The following is a 15,411-nucleotide window of genomic DNA, read 5'->3' on the forward strand; positions in this document are numbered from 1 at the left end:
TTTATTCCAACAACTTATGAATCTGCGCATACTGCAATAACAAGATTGTTTTAGCATCAATAATTTCAAAACAAGCTATCATATCCAATGCTTTAGAAAACGAGATTTCCAATACTTCTATTTCCTCATCTTCACTATCTAAACCACCACCTTCACTTATTTTCATGGCATCTGTATATTCCGCTATGAACAAAAACATTTTTTCAGTTACTGCTCCTGGAGAGGTATAACATTCCATAACCTTTTTTGCGCTAGCTATTTTGTAACCAACCTCTTCTTCTACTTCGCGTATAATGCATACTTCTGGAGGTTCGTTTTTATCAACACCTCCAGCACAAACTTCAATAGACATACCATCGCTTTTGTTATTATCGTAAGCTGGCATTCTAAACTGCTTGGTTAAAATAACCGTGTTTTTTGCTTTGCTATAAAGTAAAATGGAAGTGCCATCGCCTCTATCATAACTTTCGCGAGATAAGCGTTTCCAAATACCATTTTCAAATTTATAATCGTAATCTATTCTATTAAGTGTTGCCCATTCTTGGGACAACGCCGTATAGGTTATATTTCTTAATTTATGATCCATTAATCTACTTTATTAAAATAGTTTCTCGCTTCTGTTTCTATATTTAATTGATTCACTCTAGCATCAACTTTTCGCTTAAAATCGGTATCTGCAATAGTTGCCAAGTTATCTAAATAGCGTATCACTTCTTGCCTTCTTATTTCTGAAAAATCTAAGCCTTTCATATTGGCTCGCATCAGTTCTTGGAGCATATTAAACTTTGTATCGTAGTCTTGCTTAAAATAGATATCTGGATTTTCAAACCAATCTTCTTCTAAATCAAAGTCGGTCAATCGTAAGGATACTGCTGATTGAATATTTCGAACATCACGCGATGAGAAAAAAGGAAACGCCTTTTGCATGTCTTTATACAAATTAGCATAAAACAAATGTTGATTGGTTTTAAACTGGTTTTCAACCTTATTATAAATCTCGTTTACACGCTCCTCTGTTGGCTTAACAGAAACCTTAAAAATTGCTCCCATATTTTTAACCAATCCTTGGTCTTGTAAATAGCTATAATTTTCAGGGCCTTGCATATTTACAAAACCTGGCATAGTATCATCCAATTTACGCCACCATAAATGGTCCTGATCTAAAAAATCGTGTTCCGTTCGTGCCCCATCAATTTTAAAACGTCCTTGCACTCGCGATATCACAGCTTTATCCAACATTTCTGGAAGGTTGGTAAATAAACCAATGGAACTGTTACCATAATTTACAGCATAAGCACCTTCTGTATATCTTAAAAATACGCCTATTACTTCTTTTACGCCTGCTGAAACGCCCTGAGCTGTTCGTTCTTGTAAATTGTTTTCGGCATCATCAATGGGTGCAAAAATTAATTTTGTTGGATCTTGCATAGGTTTCATCCATTCCACCATTTTTTCTGCGGATCCTCCTTGAAATGTGGATATTAGCGTATCTGGCATGGGATGAAACAGAAATGGAATATCTAATGTATTGCAATGTTCCTTTAATCGTGTTGCTATAGCTGCGATTAACATACTTTTTCCTGTTCCGGGGATTCCATAGCCCATAAAAACGGGCATAAAACCGCCTAATTCTTGAAACGGATTCTTTTTTGCTGTAAAATCATAACTTAACATACGTTCGGTTAAACGTCTCGCAAAGTGTTTTGCATCACGATTACCAACAATTTGTTCAAACTTAATTTTATTGAATTCTACACTCTTTGCTATGCCTTGAAATACATTGTTCCAACCAGAAACTGCAAATTCGGAATTTTCAAGTTTATAAGTTCTATCTTCAATAGTTTCTGTGTATTCTAATGAACTTTTTCTGAGTTGAATTTCATCAATTAAAGCTTCAAAATATACGGCTGTAAAATCGATAACATCTTTATCTGATTTTATAATATCTGGATGTCCAAGATACTTATCAAAATAAAACAGACTACACGAAATCCCTTTTAATGGCGACATTAAAGAGACTTCTGGTATGCCAGCAAACTTTTGCTTCATGACGCTTAAATCATCTGATGCATGGGGTTTTAAATCGTTTAAGATTTTATAAGCTGTAGCAAATAACATAAATGCTGTGGCAGTATGCATTTTGCTTTCAAACTCGCGTTTTCCGTTATTATCTAACGCCGATTTGTTTTCGTTTAAACTGGATAAGCCTGAAGCATCGTAATAGCTATCTTTTATCCATATACCTAATGTAATGCCTTCTTGAACGGCATAAAGTGTTTGATTTAAATTTATAGGAATGGCTACAGAATCAGGTAACAAACGCTTTTTTAAAGCTAAAATGGTTTTTGAAACTGATGTGATTTTAGTTGTATTTGTTCCGTTATTAGCTCTTGATAAATATAGTAAGATGGACTCGTCTTTACCATTCTTATCTTTATTCTTTGCTCGTGAACCTTGCTCCCACTGTATACTTTTTAAGTATGATGATGCTTCATCTCGAAGCATATCAAGTTCTGTAAGTTTTATTGGGAATGTTGAGTTATGTTCCATTTATTATTTGTCTTCTGTCATTAGTTTAGCATATAAATGCTCATCAAAAATAGTTTCGTTTTTTATAATTTTGCTTTTCAATATGGCCTCTTTCTTATACCCATTCTTCTCAAGAACAGCCATTGATGCTGTATTGAAACCAAATACGCCTGCATAAATTCTTTTAAGCTTTAAAATATTAAAGGCATAATCTGTCATTAACTCAATTGCTTTAGTTCCTATTCCTTGTCCCCAATATTGTTCGCCAATCCAATAGCCAATTTCTCCATTTAATCTGTATACATCATTTTGGGGTTCTACACTTACTATTCCACATAATTCTCCATTGTACTCTATACCAAAATTTTCAACTGGTGTTTTAGTTTTGGCAGATGTAATAAATACTTTGGCATCATTGTTTTTATAAGGGTATGGTATATAATCACGCAAATTATTCCATATATTTTTATTGTTAAGCATATTTGTAATAGCTATTTTATCTTCTAAAACTAATTCCCTTAGCTTAATTTCGGACTTCATTGGTGTTTGTTATTAATTAATTTTTTAAATCTATTTTTAATCCAGATATCTCAATTGGTGCTTTGGCGAGCTTATTCATAATATCTGGTGTTTTATTGTATAATAGTTGAATGATACGATGTGGTGCAAAAACATATTTTTGTTTAAAAACATCGTCCCATTTTTGAAGGATTTGTTTACTAAAAAATCCACCTTCTTTAAATTCGCCACCTGATTTTACTTCATCTATTTTTAATGATACGGCATAAGATTCCAGAGGTATTTCTTTCTTTCCAATAGCTTGTAAAATAGCATGTGTAACTTCGTTTTCGTCTTTTGCAAATACATTATGTATAGGGCCTAAATCGATACGCTTTATAAGTTTTGGTAAAACCTTTGGCAATCTTCTATCTATGGTGTATGCCATAGTATCTAAAGCCATATCTCTATCCGAAGTTACTTTTAATACCTCGTAAATCTCGTCTTTTGCATCTCTAGCATCCGTTCCGTTATAATCAAAATACATGAAACAAATGAATGGTCGGTTGTGGGAAATATCAAAAAAACTCCAACTAATCATATATTTTGTATCTATTTCTTTTGGGGCATTTAAAATTTTACCTTGTACAAACCGATTAAATATATATTGTTTATTTACCGAAGTGTAATATACTATTGATGCTGCCTGAAACAATTTTGTTTTTTTTATGGGCTCCTTTTTGCGCATCAGGGTTTCAATAAATTCTTCTTTTAGAGTTTCTATTGGTATTAATTTTCCTAAATATTCGTCACGTAATTCTAAATCGTTAAACAGGTATCTAAACTCCAAATAATTTGGAAATCCAGAATCTGTTAAGTCCACTTTCATATTATCCTCATCATCGTACATATACTTAATACGCATAGCTTCAATAGAGTACAATAACAAATCGAAATATTGTTTGAATAGTTTGATTTCTTGATTGTTACAAAGTTCTTGCCTTTGAACAGCCACAATCAATTCTTTAAAAGCAAAGTCTACCATTTTATGATAGAATACGTAATGCTCTTTGGAATCGAGGATGGCGGAATCTAATGGTGTAACAATGTGGTTTATGGACATTTTTTTAATTAAAAGTGAACAATTAAAAAGTTCTTACTCAAATCTTAAAGATTATTGAGTAGCACGCTAAGGGTTAAGGTCTATTTGAGATTTCTGAAGAAAGCAAGTAGTGAACGTCTTATCCCAATTTTTATCGGAGTAAGGCTCTTTTTATTTAAGACAGTAAATCGTCTTCTCCAGCTTCTGGCTTTGGTTTCCCTGTTGGTTCTTCATCATCTCCTGAGGGAGCATTGTCATCAGCTTTATAATAATCTTCAAAAATTTCTTTCATATCGATGCCGTAGCGTTCTGCAAAATTCTTTTGAATCTCGCCATCTTTAGCACGAATTTCCTGTAAAGCCTCTGCATAACTACTATAAACCCCTTGCATTACTTTTTCGTGTACTGGAATATTATCCATCATATCTTGACGCGCCTTGGCACTTGCAGTATGCATAGATGCTAAGGTTTGACCAATATGCTCGTCTGTTTTTACGCCCAAATGCTCTAAAATAGCAGCAAACTCTTGGTCTGTTCTAGCTTTCAACGCTACGACGTAACCATCGTAATATTTAAGTCGCTCTTCGGTATCAGATTTTAATTTAGCGCGATGGGTTTGTAAATTACTACGTAAAGAGGTTAGTACTTTTATGGTTAGATTGTGCTTGTGCACAAAGCTATCTTTACTTGCCGCTAATGTAGTATATGCATTTTTTAGGCCTTCCAGTTCTTCTACTTTCTGCTCTAAAGCTGTCATTTTGCCTATAGCTTCAGAATATTCGGTAGATTGTTTATCAGCAATGTCTTCAAGCTCTTGTCGTGCTTGTTTTAATAAAGCATATTGTTCTTCAAGCTTTGCTTCTACTTCTTTCTTTTTTTCTAATGCTTTTGTGTGGTTCTTAGAAGCTTCTACTATGGCATCCTTTAGCTTTTCTTCAACTTCTTTAATTTCTACTTCACGATTTTTTAAACGTGTAACTGCTGCTTGTGATTTATAAGATAATTCACTTAATAAGGTTTGTACATCGGCACTTTCTATACGTTCTTGAAACATAGCCTTTGCTTTGTTATCGGCTCCTGCTCTAACTTTTTCAGCTGCTTTAAACTCTTCCTGCTCTTTTTTAATTTTACTTTTACGTCCCCAAAGGTTATTCCACCAGGTGTCTGGCTTGTTATTCGCATCTTCCAACTCAATTCTGGCACGTTCTAAAGCTTTTTGAGCATCATCAATTACTTTTTGTTCTGTGGCATTAAGTGACGAAAATTTCTCGAACATAATCCCTACTTCATCTTGATAATCGGTTAAATCCTTAATGGCATCCAAAAGTGAGGTTCTATCTTTTTCTGCCATATGTACCACGTCATCTAAAGTCGCATTTAATATTTTTTGACGTACTTCTGGATCATCTTCTTGTGATAATTTAGATTTCATAGTATCAATGGCTTTTCCCCAATTGACATCTACTTTTTCAGTTTTTTCATTTGAATTAGTCTCTAATAAATCAAAATCATCAGACATAGTGCATTTAATATTTTAGGTTGAACAATTTTACGGACAAGCAATTTCGTTAAAAAATATGAATTTTTCAATTTATATTACTTAATTTATTGGTATCAGAAATTATTAAAATGTTACATTGATTCTTTAAATTCTATTTTAGATTATCCATCATAAACAGAGTATACTATGGCTTCTTATCGTTGCCAAATAAATAAAATTGTAGTATATTTGGTTAGCTTTTAACCCAAACGTGCTATTTAAATGATGCTTAATCAACTTAATTCTATGATTTTAACTATTCCTTTAATTAACCAATCTCAAATTGTAACCGTTTTAACTATAGTGGTTATATTTTTTGGAATTATACTAATATTAGGTGTTAGAAAATCTTATAAGCTGAAAAAAGAAAATGAAAAATTAGAACAGATGAACACGTCTATATCTGATGAAGATGAAGACTATAAGGATTTTACTGATGGTCATATGTATGGTGGCAATTAAAAAACGCTCACTTTTTAGTGAGCGCTCTTAATAATTTACCTTACTAGTTTTTTATACTTTATTCGTTTTGGCATTAAATCACCTCCAAGACGTTTCTTTTTATTTTCTTCATAATCTGAAAAACTACCTTCAAAGAAATAGACTTGACTATCCCCTTCAAAAGCTAAAATATGTGTACATATTCTATCTAAAAACCATCTATCATGCGAGATTACCACTGCACATCCAGCAAAGTTTTCTAGACCTTCTTCCAAGGCTCGTAATGTATTCACATCTAAATCATTTGTAGGCTCATCTAAAAGCAACACATTGCCTTCTTCTTTAAGTGTCATTGCCAAATGCAAGCGGTTACGTTCACCTCCAGAAAGTAATTTTACCTTTTTATTTTGCTCACTTCCAGAAAAATTAAAGCGACTTAAATAAGCTCTAGAATTAACTTGCTTACCTCCCATTAAAACCAGTTCCTGTTCATCGCTGAAATTTTGCCAAATGGTTTTTTCTGGGTCTATATTGGAGTGCTTTTGATCCACATAGGCTATTTTGGCTGTGTCTCCAACTTTAAACTCGCCTTTATCTGGAGTTTCTTCTCCCATTATCATTCTAAAAATAGTGGTTTTACCTGCACCATTAGGACCTATTACTCCAACTATTCCTGCTTGTGGCAGATTGAAATTTAAATCGTCATACAATAATTTATCATCGTACCCTTTGCTAACACCTATAGCTTCAATAACATTAGTTCCTAAACGCGGACCATTTGGAATGTAAATTTCAAGTTTTTCATCAAGCTGTTTTTGGTCTTGACTCATCAACTTATCATAATTTTTTAAACGTGCCTTTTGCTTAGTCTGACGGCCTTTCGCACCTTGTCGCACCCATTCCAACTCACGCTCTAAAGTTTTTTGACGTTTTGATGCTGTTTTACTTTCTTGAGCCATGCGTTTGGATTTTTGATCTAGCCATGAGGAATAATTCCCTTTCCAAGGTATACCTTCTCCTCTATCGAGTTCTAAAATCCAACCTGCAACATTATCTAAAAAATACCTATCATGTGTTACAGCAATTACCGTTCCTTTATATTGTGCTAAATGATGTTCTAACCAGTGTACCGATTCGGCATCTAAATGATTGGTAGGCTCATCTAACAGTAACACATCTGGTTCTTGTAACAGTAAACGGCATAATGCTACACGGCGTTTTTCACCACCTGAAAGCACTCCTATTTTCTTATCACCATCTGGTGTTCTTAGAGCATCCATGGCAATTTCTAATTTAGTATCTAACTCCCAAGCTCCTGCAGCATCAATTTGATCTTGGAGTTCTGCTTGGCGATTCATTAACTTCTCCATCTTATCGGCATCCGAATAAACTTCTTCTAAACCAAATTGATCATTAATCTTATTATACTCATCGAGAATAGCAACAGTTTCAGCAGCGCCTTCGCGCACCACTTCTATTACGGTTTTATCATCATCCAGTTTGGGCTCTTGCTCTAAATAACCAACCGAATAATCTTGTAAGAAGGTGACATCACCTTGAAAATTCTTGTCTACACCTGCAATAATTTTAAGTAATGTAGATTTACCTGAACCATTAAGTCCTAAAATCCCAATTTTTGCTCCGTAGAAAAAACTCAAATAAATATTCTTTAAAACTGGAGTGTTTGCCCCTTGAAATGTCTTTGTTAAACCAGACATTGAGAAAATTACTTTTTTATCGTCACTCATTATACTCGTCCTTTTAATGCATTAAACACCCATGCAATGGCAAAGAAACCTATGCCTACAGTTGCAAAGCCCCAACCCGCTACATCATCATATCTATATGCGCCCATTAAAATAAGTACCACTCCCATGATAATCATTAAAATTGTTGCCCAAGCTAAAACTGTATTTTTATTCATTGCCATAATCTTTATTTTTGGTTGTTAGAGTAAAAGCAAATATCGGAGTTTTTAAGCAAACATATATCCGTTTTAAACAATTTTTACTATTAATTACGGCACCTTACTTATTAAACCAAAAGTAAAACACAGTAATAAGCGCAATTTTAGGACACTACGCATTAAGGTTATTATGAATCAAAAAAAACCACTGATTTATTAAAGGTTTTAGAATGACTTGGTTTAGATAAAATGACTGATTACAAACTGATTTCATAAAATCCTAAATTCCAAAACTAAATCATACAACAATAATCATTCTATACCTAACTTTGGATTACATTGAATATGCTACACTTATTGCGCAAATTTTAGCATTTAGAACACTTGTTTATATGCAAACTCGCGTTATTTACTTAAAATATCATTTTTTAATTTTCAATTTTTCACTACATCCACTTCATTTCACCTATACATTGCCACAACATGATGTTTTCATCAAACTATGAACTGAAAAAAAAACCCGTTGAACGAATATCACCACTGTAGTTTACCTTTCTATTCTAACTGTTTAACCTAAAACCGCTTAAATATTCAATTGTATGTTTTTTGTAGCGGTTGTATTTGGTTTATTAACTGATTATATGAGATATATTGCGTTTGTAAATTACTATTAATTATAAACTCTCTGTCTGAAAATTAGTATTACAACATCAAGTAACAACTTTTAGATAGCATTTAAACTAAAAAACAAATGATGCAAAACTTATCTTTAGTAGCCCTAATATCAATAGTAAGCTCTTACTTATTGGTTACCGTTCTAATCCCTAAAATTAGTTGGATTGTTAAAAGTCGTGATTTAATAGATCGCCCAGATCACAGAAGTTCACATAAAGCAGCAACACCAACTATGGCCGGCGTTGCTTTCTTTTTTACATTACTTTTTGTAATAAATATAATTAAAACTTGGGATAGTAATGATATAGGAATGAATTTAGTAGCGGCTCTAGGTTTAATGTTTGCAGTCGGTTTAAAAGATGACTTAGTAGTTTCGACCCCTAGAGCAAAAATAGGTAGCGAAATATTAGCTATTTTCTTTATTCTATTTTGTAATTGTTTACAAGTGAATTCTTTACACGGTTTTTTAGGAATTGGAAATATACCAATTATGATATCTTATGTTCTAATTACTTTAATGATATTAACTATTGTTAATTCATTTAATATGATTGACGGCATTGATGGTTTAGCTTCAAGTATGGGCATTGCCATTTTTACTGTCTATGGTTTTATTTTTTATAGCATGAGTCTTCATTTTTACTTTTTACTTTGTTTGTGTTTAATTGGAATACTTCTAGGCTATCTTAGATATAATTTATCGACAACCAAAAAGGTATTCATGGGAGATACTGGATCATTGATTATTGGATTTTGTATTGGTTTTTTATCTCTGAAATTTTTAGCAACTGATCCCGCATTATTACAAGCACATTCTTTTAATCCAGAAAATAGTCTAATCATAATTGCAGGCATCTTTTTTATTCCTCTTTTTGACACATTAAGAGTTATTGGAGTTCGCTTATTACAAAAGAAAAGTCCTTTTAGCCCAGACAACAATCATATACACCATGTCATGATTAACTCAGGGTTAACACATTTTCAAGCTAGTCTGTTTTTATGCTTTTTAAATTTAGGCGTGGCTGTTATTTTTATTTCACTTTCTACTGTTTTTAATAGTATACAAATGATTGTACTTTACCTTTTTACATTTACATTGTTATTAGGGGTATTTCATCAATTAAGTAAAAATGTTATTCAATGCAATAGATTTAGACACCTAATATCTGCAATACGATTTTTATTCTAGTAAGTGTACTATTTAAAAAATAGAACAAAAAACAACTATATAAAAATTTAGACTACATAGAATTTTAATACCCAAATATTAAAAAAATTAAAGTTAATTATACAATATGCTAAATAATAAATCAGTACTAATTACTGGAGGAACAGGTTCTTTAGGAAAAGCACTTACCGCCGATATTTTAAAAAAATGGCCAAATGTCAAACGTCTTGTTATCTATTCAAGAGATGAGCAAAAACAGTTTCAAATGGCACAGGAGTATCCTGTTTCCAAATACCCTTCAATGCGTTTCTTTATTGGAGATGTAAGAGATCGTGAAAGACTTACTAGAGCCTTTCAAGGCATTGATTACGTTATCCATGCAGCAGCTATGAAACATGTTCATATAGCGGAATACAATCCAGATGAATGTGTTAAAACCAATGTTGGTGGTGCAGAAAACGTTATTCAAGCGGCTTTACAAACGGGAGTTCAAAATGTTGTAGCATTATCTACGGATAAGGCTTGTGCACCAATAAACTTATATGGAGCAACAAAACTAACGTCCGACAAATTATTTGTGGCTGCTAATAATATAAGAGGACAACACAACATAAAATTTTCAGTAGTTAGATACGGGAATGTTATGGGGTCTAATGGATCTGTAATTCCTTTTTTCTTAAATAAGCGATCAGATGGTATTTTACCAATAACTGTAGAATCCATGACAAGATTTAATATATCATTACAAGGTGGTGTTGATATGGTTATCCATGCTATGAAATCTGCATGGGGAGGTGAAATATTCATTCCAAAAATACCATCATACAAAATTACTGATGTAGCACAAGCCATAGGGCCTAATTGCGAGCATAAGGTTATTGGAATTAGACCTGGAGAAAAAATTCATGAAGAAATGATTACTGCTTCAGATTCTTTCTTTACCTACGACCTTGGTAAATACTTTGTTATCATTCCACAAACACCAATATGGGATACTAACGATTTTATTTCTAACTTTAAAGCTAAATTGGTTCCTGATGGATTTGCCTATAATTCTGGAACAAATACAGAATGGGAAACCGTAGAATCGCTTCGCACCTTAATTAAAGAGCACGTAGATTCTGATTTTAAAGTATAAGAATGAAAGCAATACCTTATGGACGACAGCATATTACTGAAGAAGATATTCAAACAGTTATTGAAACACTACAATCAGATTATTTAACTCAAGGTCCAAAAATAGCTGAATTTGAAGAAGCATTTGCTAACTATGTAGGTAGTAAATATGCTGTAGCAGTTTCTAATGGAACAGGAGCACTTCATTTATGTACCCTAGCTTTAGGTGTAAAAGACGGCGACAAAGTTATAACCACACCCATTACTTTTGCTGCGTCTGCAAATTGTATTCGCTATTGCGGTGGAGAAGTCGTGTTTTCTGATATTGACCCTAACACCTATTTACTTGACATTAATAAGGTTAGAGCTTTATTAGAAAGCGCCCCTAAAGGCACTTACAAAGGTGTTATTCCTGTTGATTTTGCTGGTAGAGCAAACGATTTAGAAGCTTTTAGAAAACTAGCAGATGAGTTTGGTCTATGGATTATCGAAGATGCATGTCACGCTCCGGGCGGGTCATTTCAAGATGCCAATAACAATATACAATCTTGTGGTAATGGACAGTTTGCAAATCTAGCTATATTTTCATTTCATCCTGTTAAACATATTGCATCAGGTGAAGGTGGCATGATTACAACTAATGATGAAGCGCTGTATCAAAAACTACTTCAGTTACGTACACATGGCATTCTTAAGAATAATGACCTATATACAAATTCAATAGAATTGGCTGGTGGTAACGAAACTTATCCAGGTTGGTATATGGAAATGCAAACCCTAGGGTTCAATTATAGACTAACAGATTTTCAAGCAGCTTTAGGTCTAAGTCAACTTGCTAGAGCACAAAAAGGTGTAGAAAGAAGACGAGAAATTGCTTCAAATTACTTTAAAGCGTTTACTAACAAATCGTTTATTAAAGGACAATCTAAATCCATTGAAGGTCATGCCTATCATTTATATATTATAGAAGTTGAAGATAGATTAGGCTTATATAATTATTTACGTAGCAAAAGTATATATGCACAAATACATTACATACCTTGTCATTTAATGCCTTATTACAAGCAATTTGGGTGGAAAGAAGGCGATATGCCAGCTTCAGAAAATTATTATAAGCACTGCATAAGTTTACCGATGTATCCCACATTAACTGATGAAGAGCAAGCTTATGTAATAGAAGAAATAAATACTTTTTATAAATGATATTTGAAATACCTAAAAATGATATAATAAAAGAGATGGTACGTCAGTTAACATCTTTTTTTAGTATTACTTCCAATGAGATAGATGTTATTAATTCGTTAAGTGATGATGTATTTCAGCGTTGCAATGTTTGTTTTTCAAAAAGCAAAAACAAGTACTATTCAAAAGACGGAAAGGCTTATTTTAATCCTTACCACTCAGGACAGTACACTATTTTTTTATATTATTTTTCAAATACTATTTTCAAAAAAGACAAAAACAATAGAAGATTAGCCGACAAGGTTTACTATTTAAATAAAGTGATGAATTCCTGCGATTTGTTTTATGAAGTAGAATTGCCAGAAATTTTTATGTTAGATCATCCTGTTGGTACCGTAATAGGACGGGCAAAATTTGGAAACTATTTTTCATTCACACAAAATTGTACAATAGGAAACAACAACAATATATTTCCCGTAATAGGAGAACATGTAACATTATCAGCCAATTCAATGATATTAGGAAATTCAAAAATTGGCAACAATGTAATTTTAGGAGCTGGTACTTGTATTAAAGATCATGATATCCCTGATAATTCATTAGTATTTGGTAGCTCTCCAAATTTAATAATAAAAAAAAGAAGCTAAAACCATGTCAAATCTGCTAATTATTCCAGCTAGAGGAGGTAGCAAACGAATTCCTCGGAAAAACATCAAGAATTTTTTAGGGAGACCGATAATAGCATACTCTATTGAAGCGGCTATAGCATCAAATTTATTTGATGAAATAATGGTTTCTACAGATGATGAAGAGATTGCAGAAACGGCAATAAAAAATGGCGCAAACGTACCATTTTTAAGAAGTGCTAAAAACTCTAATGATTATGCCACTACTTTTGATGTTGTAGAGGAAGTTGTTTCAAAATACAAATCATTAAACAAAACATTTGATTTTACTTGTTGTCTTTATGCTTGTGCACCTTTTGTAACCGCAAACAGATTAATTGAATCCTTCCAATTGCTTCAACAATATAATTTTGATAGTGTATTGCCATTAATGCCTTTTGGGTTTCCTATTCAAAGAGCTTTAAAAAGGTTAGAAAATAATAAAGTAGATTTTTTTAATCCTGAATTTAGTTTAACAAGGTCTCAAGATCTAGAGCAAAGTTTTCAAGACGCTGGACAGTTTTATTGGATGAACACAATAGAATGTTTAAAAAAGAAAGCTATCTTAACAGATAATACTGGGAGTATTGTAATTAGCGAAATGGAGGGACAAGATATTGACACCCATATTGATTGGAAATTAGCAGAATTAAAATATGAACTCATACAAGGTATTAAATAAACAAAAATACATAAATGAAAATTTTGCTATTGTTCCTATTCGCTATGAAGACCGAATGGCTATATTAAAATGGAGAAATGAACAAGTTTTTCATTTAAGGCAAAATAGACCACTTACAGAAGAGGATCAAGATCATTATTTTAGTAATGTTGTAGATAAGCTTTTTAATCAAGAACAACCTAATCAAATATTATTTTCATATATGGAAAATGATATTTGTATAGGTTATGGAGGATTGGTTCATATAAATTGGATAGATAAAAATGCAGAAATCTCTTTTATTATGAATACCGAACTAGAAAAAGAGTATTTTGCTAAACATTGGACTATCTTTTTACAGCTAATAGATCAAGTAGCATTTAAAGAATTGAACTTGTACAAACTTTTTACATATGCATTTGACCTAAGGCCACATATATATGAGATTATTGAAAACTCTGGGTTTGTTAAAGAGGCTAGATTAAAGAAACATTGTTTTTTTAATGGCGCATACAAAGATGTTATAATTCACAGTAAGTTTAATAAACCTGATGCCCTTTAAATCATGAAGAAAGTATTTATTATCACAGGAGCCAATAGAGGTTTAGGACAAGGGTTTGTTGATGTTTTAATTAAGGACAATAACAACTTTGTGATATCTATATCTAGAAGTTTAAGTGAAGAACAGAAAACATACAGTTCTGACAACTTTTATTTTTTAAAAGCTGACCTGTCTCATAATATTGATGAAAAAATTGCTGTTTTAAAAGCCCTAATCACTAACGAAACTGTATGTTTTATAAATAATGCCAGTATCATTGAGCCAATCGACATAATTGAAAACCTAGATGATTATGCGATAGAAAAAACAATTTCAGTAAATATAAAATCAACGATTCAGCTTACTAAGTATTTGCTTCGTAACTTTAACGAAAACAAATTAACATTCATCAATATAAGTTCGGGCGCAGCCAATCGAGCTATCAGTAATTGGTCACTTTATTGTTCATCAAAAGCATTTATAAAAATGTTTTATGAAGTCGCAGAAAGCGAATATAAACAGCACCGCTTTTTTAATATAGATCCGGGCGTTATGGATACTAATATGCAAAAAAGCATTAGAAATAGTGATTTCCCTGATGTTTCAAATTTTAAAGATTTGCAAGAAGAAGGTAAATTAAAATCACCAAAGCATGTTGCTTCAGAAATATTAAATACTGTTTTATGAAAATAGCTGTTATTTCAGATATCCATGGCAATTATGATGCGCTGGTCGAAGTCTTAAAAAAGGCTAAGACCGAAAACGTAGAGCATCTATTGATTCTTGGAGATATTGTTGGCTATTATTATCATCCAGAAAAAATATTGGAAGCGCTTTCAGAATGGTCTTTTGATATCATTAAAGGAAACCATGAAAAAATACTTGAAGATTTAATTAACACACCATCAATAGGTGAATCTATTAGACTGAAATATGGTAGTGGTCATCAAGATGCTATAAATAAGTTAACAAAAAAACAACTTGAGTATTTAAAGGGTTTACCAGAAACAAAATCAGTTCAATTTGATAACATCTCGTTATTAATGAGTCATGGAAGTCCTTGGTCCAATGATTATTATATATATCCTGATTGCACGAAAGATACAATACATAAGTGCGACTCAAAAGAACACGATTTTGTATTAATAGGGCATTCACATTATGCTTTTGCAATTAAAAACACACATAGTGTTTTGATCAATCCTGGTTCTGTTGGGCAATCAAGACAAACTGGTGGAAAAGCCTCTTGGTGTATTATTAATACAGAAAACGGATGTTTTCAATTATTATCAACAGATTATAGTATTGAAAACCTAATAAACGAAATCTCTGAAAAAGATTCTGATATTGAATACTTAACAAAAGTTTTAAGAAGAAATTAATAAGC

Annotated in this window: 16 protein-coding genes; 9 read left to right on the forward strand and 7 right to left on the reverse strand. The window is 32.4% G+C overall.

Going from position 1 to position 15,411, the window contains the following annotated elements; all coding sequences use genetic code 11:
• Position 1 precedes the first annotated feature (1 nt).
• From ABD941_RS00440 to ABD941_RS00460, 5 genes are all read right to left on the reverse strand, one after another.
• Positions 2-586, reverse strand: a complete 585-nt coding sequence (locus ABD941_RS00440) for an NUDIX domain-containing protein (RefSeq protein ID WP_345271921.1) — start codon at positions 584-586, stop codon at positions 2-4.
• The gene (locus ABD941_RS00445) at positions 586-2,550 is read right to left on the reverse strand and encodes an AAA family ATPase (RefSeq protein WP_345271922.1); all 1,965 of its coding nucleotides are present in this window, start codon (positions 2,548-2,550) and stop codon (positions 586-588) included. The genes ABD941_RS00440 and ABD941_RS00445 overlap by 1 nt, the downstream gene beginning before the upstream one ends.
• 3 nt (positions 2,551-2,553) lie before the next feature.
• On the reverse strand, positions 2,554-3,069 hold the full coding sequence (locus ABD941_RS00450; protein WP_345271924.1) for a GNAT family N-acetyltransferase: 516 nt from the start codon (positions 3,067-3,069) through the stop codon (positions 2,554-2,556).
• Positions 3,070-3,085: 16 nt separating this feature from the next.
• On the reverse strand, positions 3,086-4,150 hold the full coding sequence (locus ABD941_RS00455; RefSeq protein WP_345271925.1) for a hypothetical protein: 1,065 nt from the start codon (positions 4,148-4,150) through the stop codon (positions 3,086-3,088).
• A gap of 154 nt (positions 4,151-4,304) precedes the next feature.
• Complete coding sequence (locus ABD941_RS00460; RefSeq protein ID WP_345271927.1) at positions 4,305-5,648, reverse strand: microtubule-binding protein; 1,344 nt, start codon at positions 5,646-5,648, stop codon at positions 4,305-4,307.
• 243 nt (positions 5,649-5,891) lie between these two features.
• Between ABD941_RS00460 and ABD941_RS00465 the strand changes: the two genes are divergently transcribed.
• Positions 5,892-6,131, forward strand: a complete 240-nt coding sequence (locus ABD941_RS00465) for a hypothetical protein (protein WP_345271928.1) — start codon at positions 5,892-5,894, stop codon at positions 6,129-6,131.
• A gap of 35 nt (positions 6,132-6,166) precedes the next feature.
• Here ABD941_RS00465 and ettA read toward each other — a convergent pair whose 3' ends face one another.
• Both ettA and ABD941_RS00475 read right to left on the reverse strand, forming a co-directional pair.
• Positions 6,167-7,858, reverse strand: coding sequence for an energy-dependent translational throttle protein EttA (ettA, locus tag ABD941_RS00470; protein WP_345271929.1), 1,692 nt, complete (start codon positions 7,856-7,858; stop codon positions 6,167-6,169).
• Positions 7,858-8,040 carry a CAL67264 family membrane protein gene (locus ABD941_RS00475; protein WP_042243884.1) on the reverse strand — a complete coding sequence of 61 codons (183 nt, stop codon included), beginning with the start codon at positions 8,038-8,040 and terminating at the stop codon, positions 7,858-7,860. The genes ettA and ABD941_RS00475 overlap by 1 nt, the downstream gene beginning before the upstream one ends.
• Positions 8,041-8,767: 727 nt before the next feature.
• Here ABD941_RS00475 and ABD941_RS00480 point away from each other — a divergent pair.
• From ABD941_RS00480 to ABD941_RS00515, 8 genes are all read left to right on the forward strand, one after another.
• A complete protein-coding gene (locus ABD941_RS00480; protein ID WP_345271931.1) occupies positions 8,768-9,880 on the forward strand; it encodes a glycosyltransferase family 4 protein in 1,113 nt (370 codons plus the stop codon).
• 106 nt (positions 9,881-9,986) lie between these two features.
• On the forward strand, positions 9,987-10,997 hold the full coding sequence (pseB, locus tag ABD941_RS00485) for a UDP-N-acetylglucosamine 4,6-dehydratase (inverting) (protein WP_345271932.1): 1,011 nt from the start codon (positions 9,987-9,989) through the stop codon (positions 10,995-10,997).
• Between the two features lie 2 nt (positions 10,998-10,999).
• Positions 11,000-12,178 carry a UDP-4-amino-4,6-dideoxy-N-acetyl-beta-L-altrosamine transaminase gene (gene pseC, locus ABD941_RS00490; protein WP_345271934.1) on the forward strand — a complete coding sequence of 393 codons (1,179 nt, stop codon included), beginning with the start codon at positions 11,000-11,002 and terminating at the stop codon, positions 12,176-12,178.
• The gene (locus tag ABD941_RS00495; protein WP_345271935.1) at positions 12,175-12,804 is read left to right on the forward strand and encodes an LbetaH domain-containing protein; all 630 of its coding nucleotides are present in this window, start codon (positions 12,175-12,177) and stop codon (positions 12,802-12,804) included. The genes pseC and ABD941_RS00495 overlap by 4 nt, the downstream gene beginning before the upstream one ends.
• Positions 12,805-12,808: 4 nt before the next feature.
• Entirely contained in the window at positions 12,809-13,504 is a 696-nt protein-coding gene (gene pseF / locus ABD941_RS00500; protein ID WP_345271937.1) for a pseudaminic acid cytidylyltransferase, read from the forward strand.
• Positions 13,479-14,045, forward strand: coding sequence for a GNAT family N-acetyltransferase (locus ABD941_RS00505; RefSeq protein WP_345271938.1), 567 nt, complete (start codon positions 13,479-13,481; stop codon positions 14,043-14,045). The genes pseF and ABD941_RS00505 overlap by 26 nt, the downstream gene beginning before the upstream one ends.
• Positions 14,046-14,048: 3 nt before the next feature.
• Positions 14,049-14,711, forward strand: a complete 663-nt coding sequence (locus tag ABD941_RS00510; RefSeq protein WP_345271940.1) for an SDR family NAD(P)-dependent oxidoreductase — start codon at positions 14,049-14,051, stop codon at positions 14,709-14,711.
• Complete coding sequence (locus ABD941_RS00515; protein WP_345271941.1) at positions 14,708-15,406, forward strand: metallophosphoesterase family protein; 699 nt, start codon at positions 14,708-14,710, stop codon at positions 15,404-15,406. Before ABD941_RS00510 ends, ABD941_RS00515 begins: the two co-directional genes overlap by 4 nt.
• The last annotated feature ends 5 nt before the right edge of the window (positions 15,407-15,411 follow it).

The organism is Flaviramulus aquimarinus, assembly GCF_039543205.1.
Taxonomy (GTDB): Bacteria; Bacteroidota; Bacteroidia; order Flavobacteriales; family Flavobacteriaceae; genus Flaviramulus_B; species Flaviramulus_B aquimarinus.